The 16,592-nt window shown below is 48.2% G+C and carries 16 protein-coding genes; 5 read left to right on the top strand and 11 right to left on the bottom strand.

Features of this window, described 5'->3' with window-relative positions; translation table 11 throughout:
* Window positions 1–21 precede the first annotated feature (21 nt).
* Window positions 22–846, top strand: coding sequence for a 3-keto-5-aminohexanoate cleavage protein (locus SATMO3_RS04055; RefSeq protein ID WP_371377843.1), 825 nt, complete (start codon window positions 22–24; stop codon window positions 844–846).
* A gap of 15 nt (window positions 847–861) precedes the next feature.
* Complete coding sequence (locus SATMO3_RS04050; protein WP_371377840.1) at window positions 862–1,806, top strand: 3-hydroxyacyl-CoA dehydrogenase family protein; 945 nt, start codon at window positions 862–864, stop codon at window positions 1,804–1,806.
* Between the two features lie 136 nt (window positions 1,807–1,942).
* On the opposite strand, the gene SATMO3_RS04045 is transcribed toward SATMO3_RS04050, so the two are convergent.
* From SATMO3_RS04045 to SATMO3_RS04015, 7 genes are all read right to left on the bottom strand, one after another.
* Window positions 1,943–2,095, bottom strand: coding sequence for a hypothetical protein (locus SATMO3_RS04045; protein ID WP_371377837.1), 153 nt, complete (start codon window positions 2,093–2,095; stop codon window positions 1,943–1,945).
* Window positions 2,096–2,242: 147 nt separating this feature from the next.
* Entirely contained in the window at window positions 2,243–3,028 is a 786-nt protein-coding gene (locus SATMO3_RS04040) for a short-chain-enoyl-CoA hydratase (RefSeq protein ID WP_371377834.1), read from the bottom strand.
* A 22-nt stretch (window positions 3,029–3,050) separates the two neighbouring features.
* Entirely contained in the window at window positions 3,051–3,905 is an 855-nt protein-coding gene (locus tag SATMO3_RS04035) for a 3-hydroxybutyryl-CoA dehydrogenase (RefSeq protein ID WP_371377831.1), read from the bottom strand.
* Window positions 3,906–3,928: 23 nt separating this feature from the next.
* Entirely contained in the window at window positions 3,929–5,128 is a 1,200-nt protein-coding gene (locus tag SATMO3_RS04030) for an FAD-binding protein (protein ID WP_371377827.1), read from the bottom strand.
* Window positions 5,129–5,142: 14 nt separating this feature from the next.
* Window positions 5,143–5,928, bottom strand: a complete 786-nt coding sequence (locus tag SATMO3_RS04025; protein WP_371377824.1) for an electron transfer flavoprotein subunit beta — start codon at window positions 5,926–5,928, stop codon at window positions 5,143–5,145.
* Window positions 5,929–5,959: 31 nt separating this feature from the next.
* Window positions 5,960–7,099, bottom strand: a complete 1,140-nt coding sequence (locus tag SATMO3_RS04020) for an acyl-CoA dehydrogenase (RefSeq protein WP_371377822.1) — start codon at window positions 7,097–7,099, stop codon at window positions 5,960–5,962.
* Window positions 7,100–7,380: 281 nt separating this feature from the next.
* The gene (locus tag SATMO3_RS04015) at window positions 7,381–8,733 is read right to left on the bottom strand and encodes a purine/pyrimidine permease (protein ID WP_371377820.1); all 1,353 of its coding nucleotides are present in this window, start codon (window positions 8,731–8,733) and stop codon (window positions 7,381–7,383) included.
* A 284-nt stretch (window positions 8,734–9,017) separates the two neighbouring features.
* Here SATMO3_RS04015 and SATMO3_RS04010 point away from each other — a divergent pair, with 284 nt between their 5' ends.
* Entirely contained in the window at window positions 9,018–9,593 is a 576-nt protein-coding gene (locus SATMO3_RS04010; RefSeq protein WP_371377816.1) for a hypothetical protein, read from the top strand.
* A gap of 155 nt (window positions 9,594–9,748) precedes the next feature.
* Here SATMO3_RS04010 and SATMO3_RS04005 read toward each other — a convergent pair whose 3' ends face one another.
* The 4 genes from SATMO3_RS04005 to SATMO3_RS03990 all read right to left on the bottom strand — a co-directional run bounded on the left by SATMO3_RS04005 (window position 9,749) and on the right by SATMO3_RS03990 (window position 14,269).
* Window positions 9,749–11,185, bottom strand: coding sequence for a glucosyl-3-phosphoglycerate synthase (locus SATMO3_RS04005; RefSeq protein WP_371377813.1), 1,437 nt, complete (start codon window positions 11,183–11,185; stop codon window positions 9,749–9,751).
* 283 nt (window positions 11,186–11,468) lie between these two features.
* On the bottom strand, window positions 11,469–11,687 hold the full coding sequence (locus SATMO3_RS04000) for a hypothetical protein (RefSeq protein WP_371377810.1): 219 nt from the start codon (window positions 11,685–11,687) through the stop codon (window positions 11,469–11,471).
* A gap of 3 nt (window positions 11,688–11,690) precedes the next feature.
* A complete protein-coding gene (locus SATMO3_RS03995; protein WP_371377807.1) occupies window positions 11,691–12,398 on the bottom strand; it encodes a Bax inhibitor-1/YccA family protein in 708 nt (235 codons plus the stop codon).
* Window positions 12,399–12,574: 176 nt separating this feature from the next.
* Window positions 12,575–14,269, bottom strand: coding sequence for a methyl-accepting chemotaxis protein (locus SATMO3_RS03990; protein WP_371377804.1), 1,695 nt, complete (start codon window positions 14,267–14,269; stop codon window positions 12,575–12,577).
* Window positions 14,270–14,520: 251 nt separating this feature from the next.
* Here SATMO3_RS03990 and SATMO3_RS03985 point away from each other — a divergent pair, with 251 nt between their 5' ends.
* Both SATMO3_RS03985 and SATMO3_RS03980 read left to right on the top strand, forming a co-directional pair.
* Window positions 14,521–15,069, top strand: a complete 549-nt coding sequence (locus tag SATMO3_RS03985) for a site-specific integrase (RefSeq protein WP_371377800.1) — start codon at window positions 14,521–14,523, stop codon at window positions 15,067–15,069.
* Between the two features lie 650 nt (window positions 15,070–15,719).
* A complete protein-coding gene (locus SATMO3_RS03980) occupies window positions 15,720–16,571 on the top strand; it encodes a hypothetical protein (RefSeq protein WP_371377797.1) in 852 nt (283 codons plus the stop codon).
* Window positions 16,572–16,592: the final 21 nt, after the last annotated feature.

Raw genomic sequence — 16,592 nt, 5'->3', positions numbered from 1 at the left:
AAAACGACGAGGTGAATGATTATGGAAAAAACAATTATTACCGTAGCAACAACAGGCGCTTGGCCCACAAAGGAGCATAACCCCAATATCCCGCTAACCCCGCAAGAAATCGCTGAGGATGTATTCCAGTGCTGGCAGGCCGGCGCGGCTGTCGCTCACTTGCACATGCGGGACGATGAAGGCAAAGGCACCATGTGCAAAGAAAAGTTCCGGGAAACAGTCGAATTAATCAGAAGCAAATGCGATATTGTGCTCAACCTGACAACCTCCGGCGACTTACATGCCACCGATGAGACCAGAATGGCGCACTTAATTGAACTTAAGCCGGAAATGGCTTCTTATGACGCCGGTTCAATGAACTGGATGCACAACAGTCTGTTTCTTAATCCGCCACAGTTTCTGGAAAAGCTCGGCAAAACCATGATTGAAAATGGTGTAAAGCCGGAAATTGAAATTTTTGACGCCGGCATGATCTACAATTCTCTTTATTACATGAAGAAGGGCGTTATCGAGCAGCCGCCGCACTATCAGTTTGTCCTGGGAGCCGCCGGCGGTACGGCAGCCACCATCGAGAATTTAGTATATCTGAAAAGCTTGCTGCCCCAGGGGGCTACCTGGTCGGCATTAGGTATCGGCAACGGTCACGTGCCTATTATGTTTGCCGCCATCGCGATGGGCGGACATGTCCGTGTCGGCATGGAAGACAACGTCTACTATGCCAAGAATCAACTGGCAAAATCCAACGCCGAGTTTGTGGCCCGCTCCGTCAGAGTAGTCAAGGAAGCCAACCGTTCAGTAGCCACGCCGGCGGAGGCAAGAGAAATCTTAGGCCTAAAAAAGAGATAAACAGGAGATTACATTATGATTAACAATATTGGTGTTATCGGCGCAGGCACCATGGGCCATGGCATAGCCTTATCCTTTGCCCTCTATGGCTATGATGTCACCCTGTATGACGCCTACGCAAACCAACTGCAAAAAGCACTCGCAGAAATTACCGCTGAACTCGCCCTCCTGGCGGAGGAAAACTTCATTAAAACTGAGGAAATTCAGCCGGTTCTTGCCAGGATCAGGCTTTGCAGCGACCTGAAACAAGCCGTGCAGGACCGGGATTATGTAATTGAAGCCACACCGGAAATCCTGGACCTCAAACAAAAATTATTCAAAGAATTGGATGAGTTATGCCCTTGTCACACTATTTTAGCCAGCAATACATCCAGCCTTAAACTGGACAGTATGATGGCCGCGGTATCCGCCAAGCGCAAACAGCGTATGCTTGTCTGTCATTGGTATAACCCCGCTCACCTTATGCCCATTGTCGAACTGTCCTGCTTCGGCAATATGCCAATGGCAGTCTACACCGAAATTGAGCAATTACACATTGCCATAAAAAAACAAACTGTGAAAGTATTGAAAGATGTCCCGGGATTGGTAGCCAACCGGATTCAGCAAGGGGTTGCCCGCGAAGTCTTCTCGCTCATTGAGATGGGTGTCGCGGAACCGGCCGATATTGACAAGGCCCTCAAGTTCGGTCCGGCTTTCCGCTATGCTACCACCGGCCAGCTGGAAGTCGCCGATTTTGGCGGACTGGATATCTGGTGTGTTGTGGGTGATAACCTGCTGAAAGAAATGGATAGCCGCCAGGAGGCCAACGGCCTCTTGAAGCAAAAAGTAGCCGAAGGCAAACTTGGCGTTAAAACCGGTGAAGGCTTTTATAAATATGAGGAAGCAGAGCTCCCCCATATCAAAAAAGCCTTTATGAAAAAACTAATTCATCAGTTGAAAGCTTCCGAATACTATACCTAAAAAGGCGCTTTCCCTTACTGCCCCAAACTGTAAAGATAACACGGCTTGCGCCAAGCCTTTGGCGAAAGTTATACTTTCTATCAGGATTAAAAACAGCACCTGTAAAATGCACCCGTATGGGTGCATTTTACAGGTGCTAGGCCTTTTTCAGCAACTCTTCCGCCTGTTTCAATAACTGAACATCGCCGCACATTGGCACATCTTTGCAAGTCTGACTCATCAGGCACTTCTCACAGATGGAATCCGCCAGGCGAGTCAGTCCGGCAGCTACCTCTTCGTTCTGAAGCATACTGCCACCTCCCACAGTCAGTATACTCCCCCGTCTATAGGTGCACAATTATCACATTTAGGCTGTACGGCTATCCAATCTATGTTGTTGCCAGTATTTCGTCAAAAATAAACTTTCCGGACTTCTCATAAAGGAATATCCATTTTTTTACTTTCCAGTAAAAACAGGTTTCCGTTTTTCAACGAAGGCAGCCATGCCTTCTTTTTGGTCCGCTGAGGCAAAACATAAGCCAAACGTTTCCGCTTCATAAGCCACGCCTGAAGCAAGATCCATATCGAGTCCTCTATTAACAGCAGCTTTACATAGCTTAACGGCAACCTCGGCCCGGGACACAATCTTTTCAGCCATGGCCCTGGCGGCGCTAATTAGCTCGTCTGGCGGCGTAACTTTATTAACCAAACCAATCCGGTATGCTTCCTGGGCATCAATCATATCGCCGGTAAACAGCAGTTCCTTAGCCCGTCCCTTACCAACGAGACGAGGCAGGCGCTGCGTACCCCCAAAACCTGGCACGATGCCCAGACTGACTTCCGGTTGGCCAAACTTGGCCTTTTCGGACGCAAGACGGATATCGCAAGCCATAGCCAATTCGCAGCCGCCGCCCAGGGCAAAACCGTTAACAGCCGCAATAACCGGTTGTGGCAGGTTTTCCAGCTTATTAAACACCTGCTGCCCAAATTTGCCGAACTCACGTCCGGCCATAGCCGTGAGGCTTTGCATTTCCCCAATGTCCGCCCCGGCTACAAAAGCCTTGTCGCCACTGCCTGTCACAATGACAGCTTTTACATTTGCATCGCGGGCGATCTCATCCAACAAATCGTCCAATTCCTTAAGCAGTTCAGAATTCAGGGCATTTAATGCCTTAGGCCGGTTTAACGTAATCAAACCGATCCCCGCTTCACTTACATAGAGAAGATTCTTGTAGTCTTTCAAAACATGCACCTCCAAACCTTTCTCAATTATAGTCATAGAAGCCTTTGCCTGTTTTGCGGCCCAGGTAACCGGCCTGTACCATCTTCTTAAGCAACGGACAAGGACGGTACTTGGGATCGCCATATCCATTATACAACACTTCCATAATGGATAAAACGGTATCATTACCAATTAAATCCGCTAACGCCAACGGTCCCATAGGATGGTTGAAACCAAGCTTGGCTACCTGATCGATGTCTGCCGCGCTGGCCACCCCTTCCATCAGGGTATACACGGCTTCATTAATCATCGGTATCATGATGCGGTTTCCCACAAAGCCCGGAAAATCCTCCACCCGGACCGGAGATTTTCCCAGCTTTTCAGCCAGCGCCCTGACCATGGCAAAAGTAGTCTCACTGGTAGCCAATCCCTTAATAATTTCAATAAGTTTCATTACGGCGGCAGGGTTAAAAAAGTGCATGCCGATAACCTTGTCAGCCCGCTTGGTAAATGCGCCAATGGCCGTTATCGGCAAAGAAGATGTATTAGTCGCCAAAATAGTATGTTCCGGACAAAAGCTATCAAGTATCCGGAAGATTTCCCGCTTAATTTCTATGTTTTCGCTGGCGGCCTCAATAACCAGATCAACAGAGCACACTTCCCTGTTTAGGTCAACCGTTCCGGAAATACGGGTCATAGCGGCGGCTTTTTCCTCCGGAGCCATTTTTCCCTTTTCCACCAGCTTGTTCAGGCTTTTCTCGATAGCAGCCAATCCTTTTTGCACATATTCAGGCTTAATGTCACGCAGCGCAACGTTAATTCCCATTTGCGCCATTACCTGGGCAATTCCGCTGCCCATTTGTCCCGCCCCGATGATTAACACTTTCTGAATCTCCATAGCGACAACCTCCTTATACTAAACTATCCTGCCTGCTTTACTTTTTTAAATTCGTCGATCAAGGCCGGCAGCACTTCCATTACATCGCCGACAATCCCATAATCAGCGACTTTAAAAATAGGGGCATCCGCATCTTTATTAATGGCAATTACTATATCGGAGGACGACATCCCGGCAACATGCTGGATGGCGCCGGAAATGCCGCAGGCGAAATAGACTTTGGGCCCAACCGTCTTACCGGTCTGTCCTACCTGGTGCGGGTGAGGTTTCCAGCCGGCATCGATAACCGCTCTGGACGCTCCGACAGCGCCTCCCAGCACATTGGCCAGTTCCTCGATCAGGACAAAATTCTCCGGCTTGCACATGCCACGCCCGCCGGCGACAATGATTTCAGCCTCTTCCAGATTACAGGCCGCCGTACATACTTTAATAAGCTCAATGAGTTTGGTGCGGATATCCTGGCTCTTTACCCGGCCGGCAGCCCGGATCAGTTCGCCTGTACGGGAAAAATCCTGCTCCGGACGCTTAAAGACCTTGGGCCGGACTGTCCCCATCTGCGGGCGATGCTCAGGGCAGAGGATGGTGGCCATAATATTGCCGCCAAAAGCAGGCCGGGTCCAGGCGACAAGACCGGTCTCTTCATCGATCCCCAGATTAGTGCAATCAGCTGTTAAGCCTGTGCCAACCCGGCAAGCCACCCGGGGCCCCAGATCACGGCCGTCATTGGTAGCTCCAAGTAAAATAACCGAGGGCTTGTACGCATGAATCAGATCAGTAAACACAGCTGTATAGCCGTCAGTACTGTAGGTTTTAAATTCAGGCCCTTCCACAAGAAAGACTTTGTCGGCGCCGGCGGCGAAAACTTCCCTTGCAAGCGGCTCCACCTGCTCACCGATAAGAACGCCGGCCAGTTTTTGCCCCATAGCGTCAGCCAGTTTGCGTCCTTCTCCCAGCAGTTCGTAACTTACACTTTTTACTTGGCCTTCAGCCTGCTCAATGAAAACCCATACGTCTTTATAATCCGCTTTATTCATGCCTGCCGTAGTTTGTTCCGCTGCTTTGGCAATTGCATTTACAGGGCATGTATCAACACACGCCCCGCACATCGTGCACGCAATTGTTATAGAGGCTTTACCGGCCTCCATAACAATTGCGCCGAAGGGGCAAGCGCTTATGCATGCACTGCAGCCGATGCACTGTTCTTTATCCACTGTAACCGCCATGTTTGTAGCCTCCGTTATATAATCTTTGCATCTAATAATTTTTTAGTCAGCGCAGCCGCCGCTTCCCTGGCGCTGCCGGCCTGGATAATCTCGCCCTGAACCCGCTGCGGCGGCGTGAAAATACGGCGCACTTGCGTAGGCGAGCCCTTTAGACCAAGCTGCTCAGGATTAACCGTCATATCGCCCGCCGTCCAGACAGGGATTTGCTTGCGGTTGGCCTTCATGGTTCCTTTAACGGTCGGATAACGCGGCTCGTTAATCGACTTGAGCACAGTAAGCAGCACCGGGACCTGGGCTTCGATGATTTCATAGCCCTCTTCATGCTCCCTTTCCACCCGCACAGTTTGTCCTGTAACTTCAATCTTAGAAACACAGGTGACCTGCGCCATCATAAGGTGTTCAGCCATTTCCGGCCCGACCTGCGCGGTATCGCCGTCAATAGCCTGCTTGCCGCAGATAATCATGTCAACCTGCCCCAGCTTTTTAACGGCGGCAGCCAGGGTATAGCTTGTCGCCAGCGTATCCGCCCCGCCAAAGGCCCGGTCACTAATGAGCACAGCTTCATCCGCCCCCATGGCCAGGCATTCTTTGAGCGCTTCCGCAGCCTGCGGCGGGCCCATGGAAATAACAGTGACTTTGCCGCCATGCTTTTCTTTTAGCTGAAGCGCCGCTTCTACGGCATTTTTATCAAACGGATTAACAATACTGGGCACCCCCTGGCGAATGAGCGTATTCGTCGCAGGATCAATCTTTACCTCAGTAGTATCAGGTACCTGTTTCACGCAAACAACAATTTCCATACCCGTAAACCTCCTATACCCTTGGTCCGTTTTAGCGCAATACGCTGCCGGCAATAACCATCCGCTGCACCTGATTGGTGCCTTCGTAAATCTGGGTAATCTTGGCGTCCCGCATAAGCCGCTCTACCGGATATTCCCGGCTGTAACCATAGCCGCCGAAAATCTGCACGGCATCGGTGCTAACCTCCATGGCGACATCGGAAGCGTACAGCTTAGCCATCGCCGCCTCTTTGGCGTACGGCAGGCCCTGATCTTTTAAATAGGCGGCGCGGTAAACAAGCAGCCGTGCAGCCTCCACTTTGGTGGCCATATCCGCCAGCATAAAAGCAATCGCCTGATTGGCGGCAATCGGCTTGCCAAACTGTACCCGCTCCTTGGAGTATTTCACCGCATGATCCAGCGCCGCCTGGGCAATGCCCAGCGCCTGGGCCGCAACCCCGATCCGGCCGCCGTCAAGCGTAGCCATCGCAATTTTAAAGCCTTCGCCTTCTTTACCCAGCAAATTCTCTTTCGGTACTTTTACATCCTGGAAGATCAATTCATTGGTAATCGAAGAGTGGATACCCAGCTTGTGCTCTTTTTTGCCGAAAGAAAAGCCGGGCATACCTTTATCCAAAAGGAAAGCGGAAATTCCTTTAACGCCTTTTGTTTTGTCAGTCATAGCAAATACAACATACACTTCCGCTTCCCCGGCATTGGTAATAAATAGCTTACTGCCGTTTAGTACATAGTGGTCGCCGGCGTCGACCGCCACAGTCTGCTGGGAAGCGGCGTCAGTACCTGCATTGGGTTCAGTCAGACCGAAGGCGCCCAGTTTGGTACCTTCAGCCAGCGGTACAAGATATCTTTCTTTTTGCGCTTCATTGCCGAAAGCCAGGATCGGCCAGGCGCATAAAGAGACAGTCGCCGATAATGTAATGCCCACCCCGGCATCCGCCCGCGACAATTCTTCCACCGCCAGGATATAACTTAGTACATCAGCACCGGCGCCGCCATACTGCTCAGAAAAACAAATGCCGGTAAAACCCATTTCCCCCATGGCGTCGGCAAGCTCCCGGGAAAATTCTTCTTTCTCGTCGCGTTCGGCCGCCCCGGGCGCAACTTCTTTCCCCGCAAAATCACGCACCAGCTTTTGCATAACTTTTTGCTCTTCGGTAAGTTGAAACTCCATTACCATCATCTCCCGTCAAAATAGTGGATTATCTTACATACTTATTTTAAAGTGCAAAAATCGTGCCAATAGAAAAGTCCGTATAAACGTTAAAAATATCACATTTATTCCCTCTTTCGATGATATTTTTCATCAACTAAATACGAATGTGCCGTAATCATACAGCTACAACCGATGAAAAATGTCATGGAATAGATGAATTTATTCATCAAAATACTGCTTATTTTTCTGAATAAAATAGACTTAACCCCGCAGCGGGATTAAGTCTATTCTATATTTGGTTATCGCCTTGCCGAAGCGTCGCCGCTCAACAGCCACCGTTCAAGCGCCATACACAGGATTAAACCGACTATCATACCGTTTAACAGGATATAGCGAAAGACCGGCGGTAAATTGTTAAAAACCTGCTGGGGCAAAAACATGACGCCAACTCCAACCATCAGCGATATTCCCAGCACGTACATTTCCCTGTTGGTTAAGGTGACCTTGGAGAACTCCTCAATTCCCATCCCCAAAATCAGGCAAAAGACAACAAACATTACCGAATTGCCGACAGTTGGCGGCATGGCGGCGAAAAGCACGCCAACCTGCGGAAAAATGCCCAGCAGGGTGATGAGTACGGCCCCCACAATAAACGGTTTCCTGGAGGCCACACCGGTCATCGCTGTAAAGCCTATGGCCGAAGCATAGGGAATAAAACCAATTACAGCACCAAGACCGGCCAAAATATCCGATACCCCGGTAAATACAGCTCCCCGGTTGAACATAGCCGGTTTAAGAGGCTCACCCGTTACCGCGCTCATTCCCACAATACTGGCCACCAGATTGGAAAAAAGCAATACGCCCGCAATAACGCAAGCCAGAATAACCCCCAGGTCGAAGGTCGGCGCCCCCCAGGCAAATACACCAGGAACAATGGCGGCCTGCGTCTGGCTGTACTGAACATCGGGCGCAATCCCCAAAAGCAGCGCACTCAGCCAGCCGGCGCCGGCGCCGACAAGTACGGCAATGCTTTTAATAAAACCTTTGCCCCTGACAGTAATCCAGATGATCAGTCCGGTAGTGCCGGCAAAAGCCAGCAGGCTTCTGCCATCCGCCAGTTGACTGACGCTGCTTAAGCCTAACATTCCTTTCACCATGGCCGGGCTAAGCTGTAGGCACATGAGCACCAGAAACACACCGTTAACCAAAGGCGAAAACACTTTAGCCACCCTGCCGGCCATGCCGGTTGCCGCGATAATTATACAGACTATCCCGGCAACAATAAATCCCATTTCAATATCGGTACGTAAGACGGCCAGATCTTTGCCCATACCTGGCGCCGAAACAGCCAGCGTAATTAATACGCCATACCATAGGCCGGCCGGTCCCTCCATGATAGGAAACCGGTGACCCCAAACCGCCTGCAGTATGGAGACTATCCCGCACAGAATAAACGTCCTTTGGACCAGACTGGCTAATTCCGGCTGATTAAGCCCCAGATAGCCGCCGACAATAACAGGCAAAATGGCGGCGTTGGCCAAAAAGTAAGTCAAATGCTGAAGGCCGTATGATATGAGCTCCTTCACAGGCAGATCGTCGTTTAAGCCGTAGCGCATTACCGGTTGCGCCGCTGGCTTACTTTCTTCTTCCAATAGCCTCTTCCTTTCTCGAACCAGTTCCTACTGTCTAACCCTTTTATTTATTGCAATTTTCATGCCACGGTTAAGGCAACTTTGCTTTAACTTTGATCTTAGACTAATTTTTTCCTTCTCAGCAGTCAATTTAGCTGATAAACAATCACCAATCTAGCGCCAGCCGCAAAACACGGTCCCTGTCCCCATGTTTTTTCAGCTTCCATATATAAACAAATATTTAAGAAATGAGTTCAAAATACCGATAAATAACTGAGTTATAAATTTTCAAAGGGGGGACTCTTTTGATCCAAACCATTAGTAATAATCAGCTGAATTTGCTGAACAAAAATTCGACCTTAAGTAATGGAAAAAGTAAAACCGGCCAAGCAGCCAGTTTCGACAGTTATTTGCAAGCGGCCTCTGCCCAGACAACAACGGCTGCCGTTTCAGGGACAGATGATGATTATGTGATCAGCCCGGAAGATAAAGAAAAATATTGCGGTATTTGTACTTGGCCTGGTACTGGCAAAACGATCTACTACCCACCCGATAACGCTCCGGGAAGTGTCAAAAAGGCTTGGGTGGAAACGATGAAATCCCTGAGTGAAGAAGAGCGCTTCCAAGCTAAAACCACTATTCACTTAGCTATATCAGCAAATAAATCCGGAGACTATCTCAACTATGAAGAAGCCCAGTCCTATCTTTCCTCTTCAGTTTCTTCTATGTCCTCTTTGGAGGCTCTGTATCGCAAGTCCATTGAAAACAATCAAAGAGCGCTTGGTGATCCTTCAATGAGTAAAGCCAGCATCGAAGCCACTAAGAAAACAATAGAATTGGAGAAAAAAGTTCTGGACAGTTTAATGAAATATGGCAATTAAAAGAGAAAGCTTATCGCCAAACGCTTCGTGAAGAACGTTTTGCGATAAGCTTTCTCACACAGTTTAACGCCATCTAAGAGCTTTTTCATGCTCCATTTTATGAGCAAAGGGGCTGCCTCAATAAAATTTGCGACAGCCCCTTCTGAACTGTATTCTCACTGGTACTCCCGCCAAATAACCTTAAACCGCTGACTGCGGATTTCAAAGTGCCGCTGGGCGGAGTAAACCCGCCGCAGGGTTTCATTGCTTTGGCCGGCGACGCCATTTGGCCCCATCTCAGCCAGTACCTGCAGAATTTGAAAAGCCATCTCACTAAGACCAATTACATCTTTGGACCGGTGGACAACTGTCCCCAGATTCACCTGACAGGTAGCCCACAGTCCGGCCAGCTCCACTTCTTGCAGCAGCATCGCCATTTCTACGCCGTAATTGACCGGTATACGCATTTTCTGAAAATCTTCACGATAAATGGCGACCGTCCCGGCCAGTGGCTGGATATAGCCGGACAGTTGCGGCATAAAGGTATTAATCCAGGGGCGGGCTAAAATTTCCGTTACTCTCCCGCCACCCAGTTCAACCCCTGATGTCTCCACCTTAACAGGTCTGGCAAAATATCCTTTAGAAAACCGGATAGCGGGATCAGCAAACAGCGGCCCCAGCAAACCGTAAAAAAAGCGCGGCGTAATGCTTTCAATATCGGTATCAACCCACGCCAAAATATCGGCATCGGTAACAAACGCGCTTTTAAACATGGCTTCCCCTTTACCGCGATAACTCCCCAGTTCCGGGCGTACCTCCTGATGTATGAAAACAGGAATGCCATGGGATTTGGCAATCTCAACAGTATTATCAACCGAAGCCGAATCAATCAGGATTACTTCATCAATTAAACCGGCTTCCTTTACTTCCAGCGCCGTCTTAATGACATTTCCAACCGTTCTTTCTTCATTTAAGCTCGGTAATAAAACAGCAACTTTTTTGTTCAATTTCTTCTTATAATTACGCAATACGGCAAGCAAGGAAAAATCGCCGGCATCGTATGTCCGCTGCCTCACCCACCGGTATATCTCATCGCTCTCATCGGAATCCATCTCGGCATGCGGACCGCGGACAACAGTGACACTACCGCTGTATTGCTCCTTAACCTTTTGATAAAAAGGCTCTACCTCTGAAAAAGCCAACGGCGCGCCAAAAAACAGCATACTGTACTCATGACCAATGGCCTTGACTAAATCGGCCACCGACGCGTCTCGCCGCCACTTCACCGCTACACTGTCAAACATAGCATTCGCCGGCGCCACCACGGAAGACAAAAAAACAGCTTCTAACTCCGGCAGCCTTTCTTCCAAATGAAAAATCTTTAAATGTTTCACACCAGAGGCCGCTAAAACCTCCAAAACCGCTCTGGCGTTGACTCCTCCCCGCAAAACAGCTGCCGCTTCGCCCTCTTTCCAGCCGTCAGTTACTACCATTATGCCGTCATTTTTCATGCTTTTCTCACGAAGAATTTCAAAATCCTCTGTAAAAAAATCAACAGCAGTCTCATCAATTGGACGCACAAAAGGCCAGGTGTTATTTTTGTTATTGCTCATATACTATCCCCCATTGCTTCTATTCTTCCATATTTTCGATTGAGTCATAACTAACCGTTCCGTAACTCAATCCATAGAGGTAGCCAGGCACAAAAACCGATCTAGCTGCTGCTGACAAAACAGGTGAAGCCTTTGCGTCAGACTCCACCTGTTATTTTTATGGCAACATATGCTTTTGAAAGCAGTGTCAATACAAACAATTCTTATGTAAGTACAAGTTGTTTGTAGATTTTATTATACTAATTTTTTTTATGAAATGCAATAAGTTTCTCTTTTGAACTGTTTATAAAGAAAACACGGCTTGCGCCGAGCCTTTGGCGAAAGTGGAATCCGATGTTGCCCTTATCCAGGCGAAAGTTATACTTTCTATCAGGACCAGAAAACAGGCTAAGCCAAACGCTGCTGCCTCGGCTGCGGGTGTCGTAAGCCAGATCCCCACATTGCCTGCCATATAGTAAATGAAAGCCCCCGGCACACGCCAGGGGCTGCAGACTGGGAGCAATTGCTACTCTTCCTTCAATTTACGGAGAAGATTCAGGACTTCAATGTATAACCAAATGAGTGTTACTAACAGACCGAAGGCGCAAAACCACTCATAATCTTTCGGCAGTCCCTGGCGAACGCTTTGGCTGATATTCTCGTAATCAACAAACAGGTTTAGGGTAGCTACGGCAATTACCACCAGGCTAAAAACAATCCCAACAATTCCGCCTTGATGTATCTGGGGAATACGAATACCAAAGAAGCTTAAGATAAACTCAATAATATACGTTATAGCAATCCCAAGCGTAGCCATAAAAACAGCCCGCATAAAGCCTTCGTTCACCTTCACATACCCTCTGGCGTAAATAAGCGCCGAGCTAATGGCAATACCAAAGGTTATCATGACGGCATTAACGACAATACCGTGATACGTTTTAGCAAATATAGCCGACACAGCTGCCAAAAACATACCTTCCAGGATAGCGTAAAGCGGCGATAGGAAGCCGGCCCACGTTGGGCGAAAGCTTATTGCCAGAGCCGTAATAAATCCCATTATTGAGGTAACCATGGCGGTAACTGGCGTGGCGTACCCCATTACCCAGGTTATCAGCGCCGAGGCTGTAACAATTCCCACCAGCGCAAGACTCTTTATGGCTACTCCTGTATAAGTGGCAGTTTCACTGCCATAGGCATGGAGTTCTCTTACTTTTGAAATCATTGGATTGGCCACAGACAAACCAACTCCTTTTAATTTATTTTAGAGTATATTATACCATATCTGCTGAAAAATGGCATACTCTTATCTTCCTCGACTGTTGATGCCTGTGCCCCTTGCATTGCGGTCAAAACCCAATCGCCGGCGTTCTCCCGGCCTGGCTAGCTAAACAATACTAATCTGCGGCTCCGTTAAACCCGGAATTTCGTTATGGCCGACTGTAGCTCCTGCGCCATTTGCGCCAGCGCCTGACTGGAAGTCGCCACTTCTTCCATCGAAGCCAGTTGCTCCTCGGTGGCGGCGGAAACACTTTGGGCTTCCCCTGCCGACTTTTTGCTGAGTTCATCAATTTTTTTCACCGAATGAACAATCTGCTGACTGCCGGTAGCCATTTGCTGAATGGCCGCCGAAATTTCCTTCACCTGTGCGGACAGTTGGTCTACCACAGCCATAATATCTTTAAAGGCCAGGCCGGCGGTATTAACCACTTCGGCCCCCCGGCGGACTTCCTCAGTTCCTTCGTGCATGGCATCGACTGCTTTATCGGTATCGCCCTGGATCTCACCAATCAATCCGGCAATTTTCTTGGCCGCCTCCTGGGACTGCTCAGCCAGTTTCCGCACTTCTTCCGCCACCACTGCGAACCCCCGGCCCTGTTCGCCGGCTCTGGCCGCTTCAATGGCGGCATTTAAGGCTAAGAGGTTAGTCTGCCCGGCAATACCGGAAATAGTATCCACGATTTGCCCTATTTCCTTGGAACGTTCGCCCAGCTTGGCAACAAACTGAGCAGACGTATTGACAGTATTCTCAATGTGATTCATTTGCTTAACCGCCTGCGCTACCTCTTTGTCGCCATTTTTAGCCTGGTCTGCGGCCAGCGCCGACTGGCCGGCCACTTGATTGGCATTGGCGGCTATCTGTTGAATACTCGCCGATATCTGCTCTACGACAGCAGAAGATTCATTAGCCGCCTCCATTTGTGCGTTGGCCTCTTCCGCCATATTCGTAATCGACGCGGTAATCTGCTGGGCAGCCTGGGCTGATTGTTCCGAGTTGGCAGTAAGCTCCTCACTGGCGGCAGCTACTTGTTCGGCATTAACACTTACCTGTTTTATGAGAACTTTAAGCTCTAAGACCATTGTATTGAAAGCGGAAGCCAGCAGGCCGATCTCATCCTGACGATCCAATTGTACCTGCTCGGACAGATCACCTGCCGCCACTTTCCTGGCCACCTCAGCCAGCCCGTTAATCGGCCGGGCTATGCTGCGAGCCGCTATAATACCGATCAAAATCCCCAGCGCCGCGGCAAACAAAGCGGCAAAAATCGCCACCGCCCTGGCCTGATAGGCCTTATCCTCGGCCTGATTCAATATATCTGTAATCTGCCGGGTACGTTCCGCCTGGTATTGCCCCAGCTTGTCATCGACTGATTTGGCCAAAGGGGCCAGCTCACTTTCCAGGAGGTGCAGAGCCTCTTCATTCTTGTTGGCCTGCATCAGTTCAACAAATCTGGTTTCTACCACAGAGGTAAAACGATCATCCAGCTTTTTTATTTCCGCGAGTAACTGTTGCCCTTCCCCGGTGGAGGAATCCTTAATCAGTTCGTCCTCAAGCCTGGCGCTTTCTTCAGAGATCTTTTTAAAATCATTCAGCAACTGGGGCTTTTTATAAATATAATAGCCCCGGACCATAGCGATTTTATCAGAAATATTATTATTAACCCGGTCAGTTTTCAGCATAGCTGGCAGATCCCGGTTATTGATAGTACTCGCCAGGGCTGCCACATTGTTTACAGACCATATAGTATACACAAAACCCGCTGCAGCCACCACAACCACCAACAAAAAGCACATAATCATTTTTGCCGTTAAGCTCATTCTCATCATTTGCTCTCCTCGTTTGAATATACTCCATGTTTACTGTTTCCCTGACCGGATTTACCGATTAGCCCTGTAACGATAAAGTAGACTTAGCTTCAGGCGGGGTTTTAACCCTATCTGAAGGTTAGTCGTCGGATAAATAAGCACTTTCTTACCACCACCCCCTGGAATAACGTAACACAATTGATTTATGTTACATTAGCTTGGATTTATAATTACTACATCAGCTAAATATTAAAGGGGATGAGTGTCAAACCATGGAATATGTAGAACCTATTCGTAACAAACAGCAAATTAACGCAGTGAAAAGCTATTTAAGAAAGCAAAATTTACGTGATTATCTGCTATTTGTGCTTGGCATTAACAGCGGTCTGCGGATTTCGGATCTACTGCTGTTAAAAATCAAGGATGTACAGACAAGAGACCGGATTGTAATCCGGGAAAAGAAAACCGGAAAAATAAAGGATTTTCCGCTTTCGGATACATGCAAAAAGACGATAAATGAATACCTTGCGAGTATTAAAAACGAAGGAGAATGGCTTTTCAAAAGCAAGAAAGGGAACAGACCCATTACCCGTATACAAGCCTATAGAATTATGAACCACGCCGCCCGCACTGTGGGTATTAAAGAAGCGATCGGTACACATACCTTGCGAAAAACTTTTGGTTACTGGGCATATAAAAGCGGTGTCGACGTAACCAAGATACAAAAATTGCTCAACCATTCGGCGCCTAGTGTAACTTTGGCGTATATTGGCATTACCAAAGATGAGTTAGATAATATATATATAAACCTAAATCTATAAAATTTAGCAAAATTTGATAGAAAAAGAGGAACCAGGGAAAAAATCGCGTATTATTAGCATAGGCAGCATGTAACACAAATCAATTATGTTACCATAAGCAGCCTTAGTTTTGCAGTTCAAACTGAGTATAGTTTCCTTCACTGTACCGCTTCTCTGCCTTAATGACTCTTATGTTACATAAAACAACTCCTTTGTCTCCACAATAATAGTATTCCTAATTATACAAATTCTCACAGTCTCCGGAAATGCCCGGACAATTTTTTTTTACATAACAGTCATTCAGACCGAAGAAATCCCGGTACCTGCCTAACGTCTGCCGCCAGCCGGCCGAAATGATGAAAGACCCTTAGCCGATTTCTCATAATGCGATAAACACAGCAGGCAAACAGCATCGGCACTGCTTAAAGCTGAAATACAAACAACCCGCCCTAAAATATGGCGGGTTGTTTCATTGCTATTGACAAGCCAAGCGTCAGGTAAAATTTCATTAATGCTTCCTAATTCCAAATATATAAATTTATGTTAAAGCGAATAATAAGGAGGCAATCCTTGCTTTTATAAGTTAGCGGCAATATATATTCAGTTACTTTATCACGCAAAGAACGTTTATAGATGTAGAAAACATTACCTAGCGAAAAAGGAGAAGTGCCATGAACAGAAATCTTGCCCGATTGACGATCGTACTGACACTGCTGCTAGTGCTGATAACTTCAGCAGGCTGCGCCGCCAACTCCTCCCCTACCCCTCCCGGCGCCAACCTGCCGCCGGCAAATCCGGCAAGCGACCCTAACCTCCCTGCCGGTTATGTAATCTTGGACCGGCAGACCGGAACTGTTACCGCGGATGGCAAACCCAGAGATATTTTACTTATTGGCAAAAGACCCAGCGCCAATAGCATTTTCACTGACGATCTTAGTATTTTAGTGAGGGAAGAGGCAAATCCCAATACGGTCACAGTAAAGCTGCCCAATGTGGGCGGCTATGACAGCAAACTCTTTATCGGCGACTTTGATGGCGATAAAGTGAATGACGTATTGGTTACTATTCCCACTGGCGGCAGCGGCGGTCTCACTGAGCATCGTATTGTCACATTTGCCGGTGAGCCGAAAATAATTTTTGGCTCAGAAGAAAACAAGGGGCTCCTTATCAATGGGCATTTCGCGGAAAGGTTCAAGTTTGAACTGCGGGAGCTTTCTACCGGGCGGACAACAATTATGGATCTAGCCCAGAAAAAAGATACGTATGTGGAAGCAGGCCTTTATAATAGCCAAGGAAAGCTGCTAAAGGAGCAAAGCGGCTCGGTGAATCCTTTTGGCGGACTAACGCCTTTTGATGTCGGGCGTGATGGAACATACGAACTTAGAGGGCAACAACGTATTACAGGAATGTACAATGCCGACTCGATCGGCTATATCTATTCCATCTGGAAATATGAGAACGGCAAATGGGTCCCTAAGCAGATTGAAGTAGCATCCGTTCTGCTGGCTTACGGCGAAAAATAAGTTGAAAAGATATCGACAGCT

Source organism: Sporomusa aerivorans (assembly GCF_041428895.1).
Taxonomy (GTDB): Bacteria; Bacillota; Negativicutes; order Sporomusales; family Sporomusaceae; genus Sporomusa; species Sporomusa aerivorans.
The sequence above is the reverse complement of the archived record's forward strand: the minus strand, read 5'-3'. Positions and strand labels throughout refer to the sequence as shown.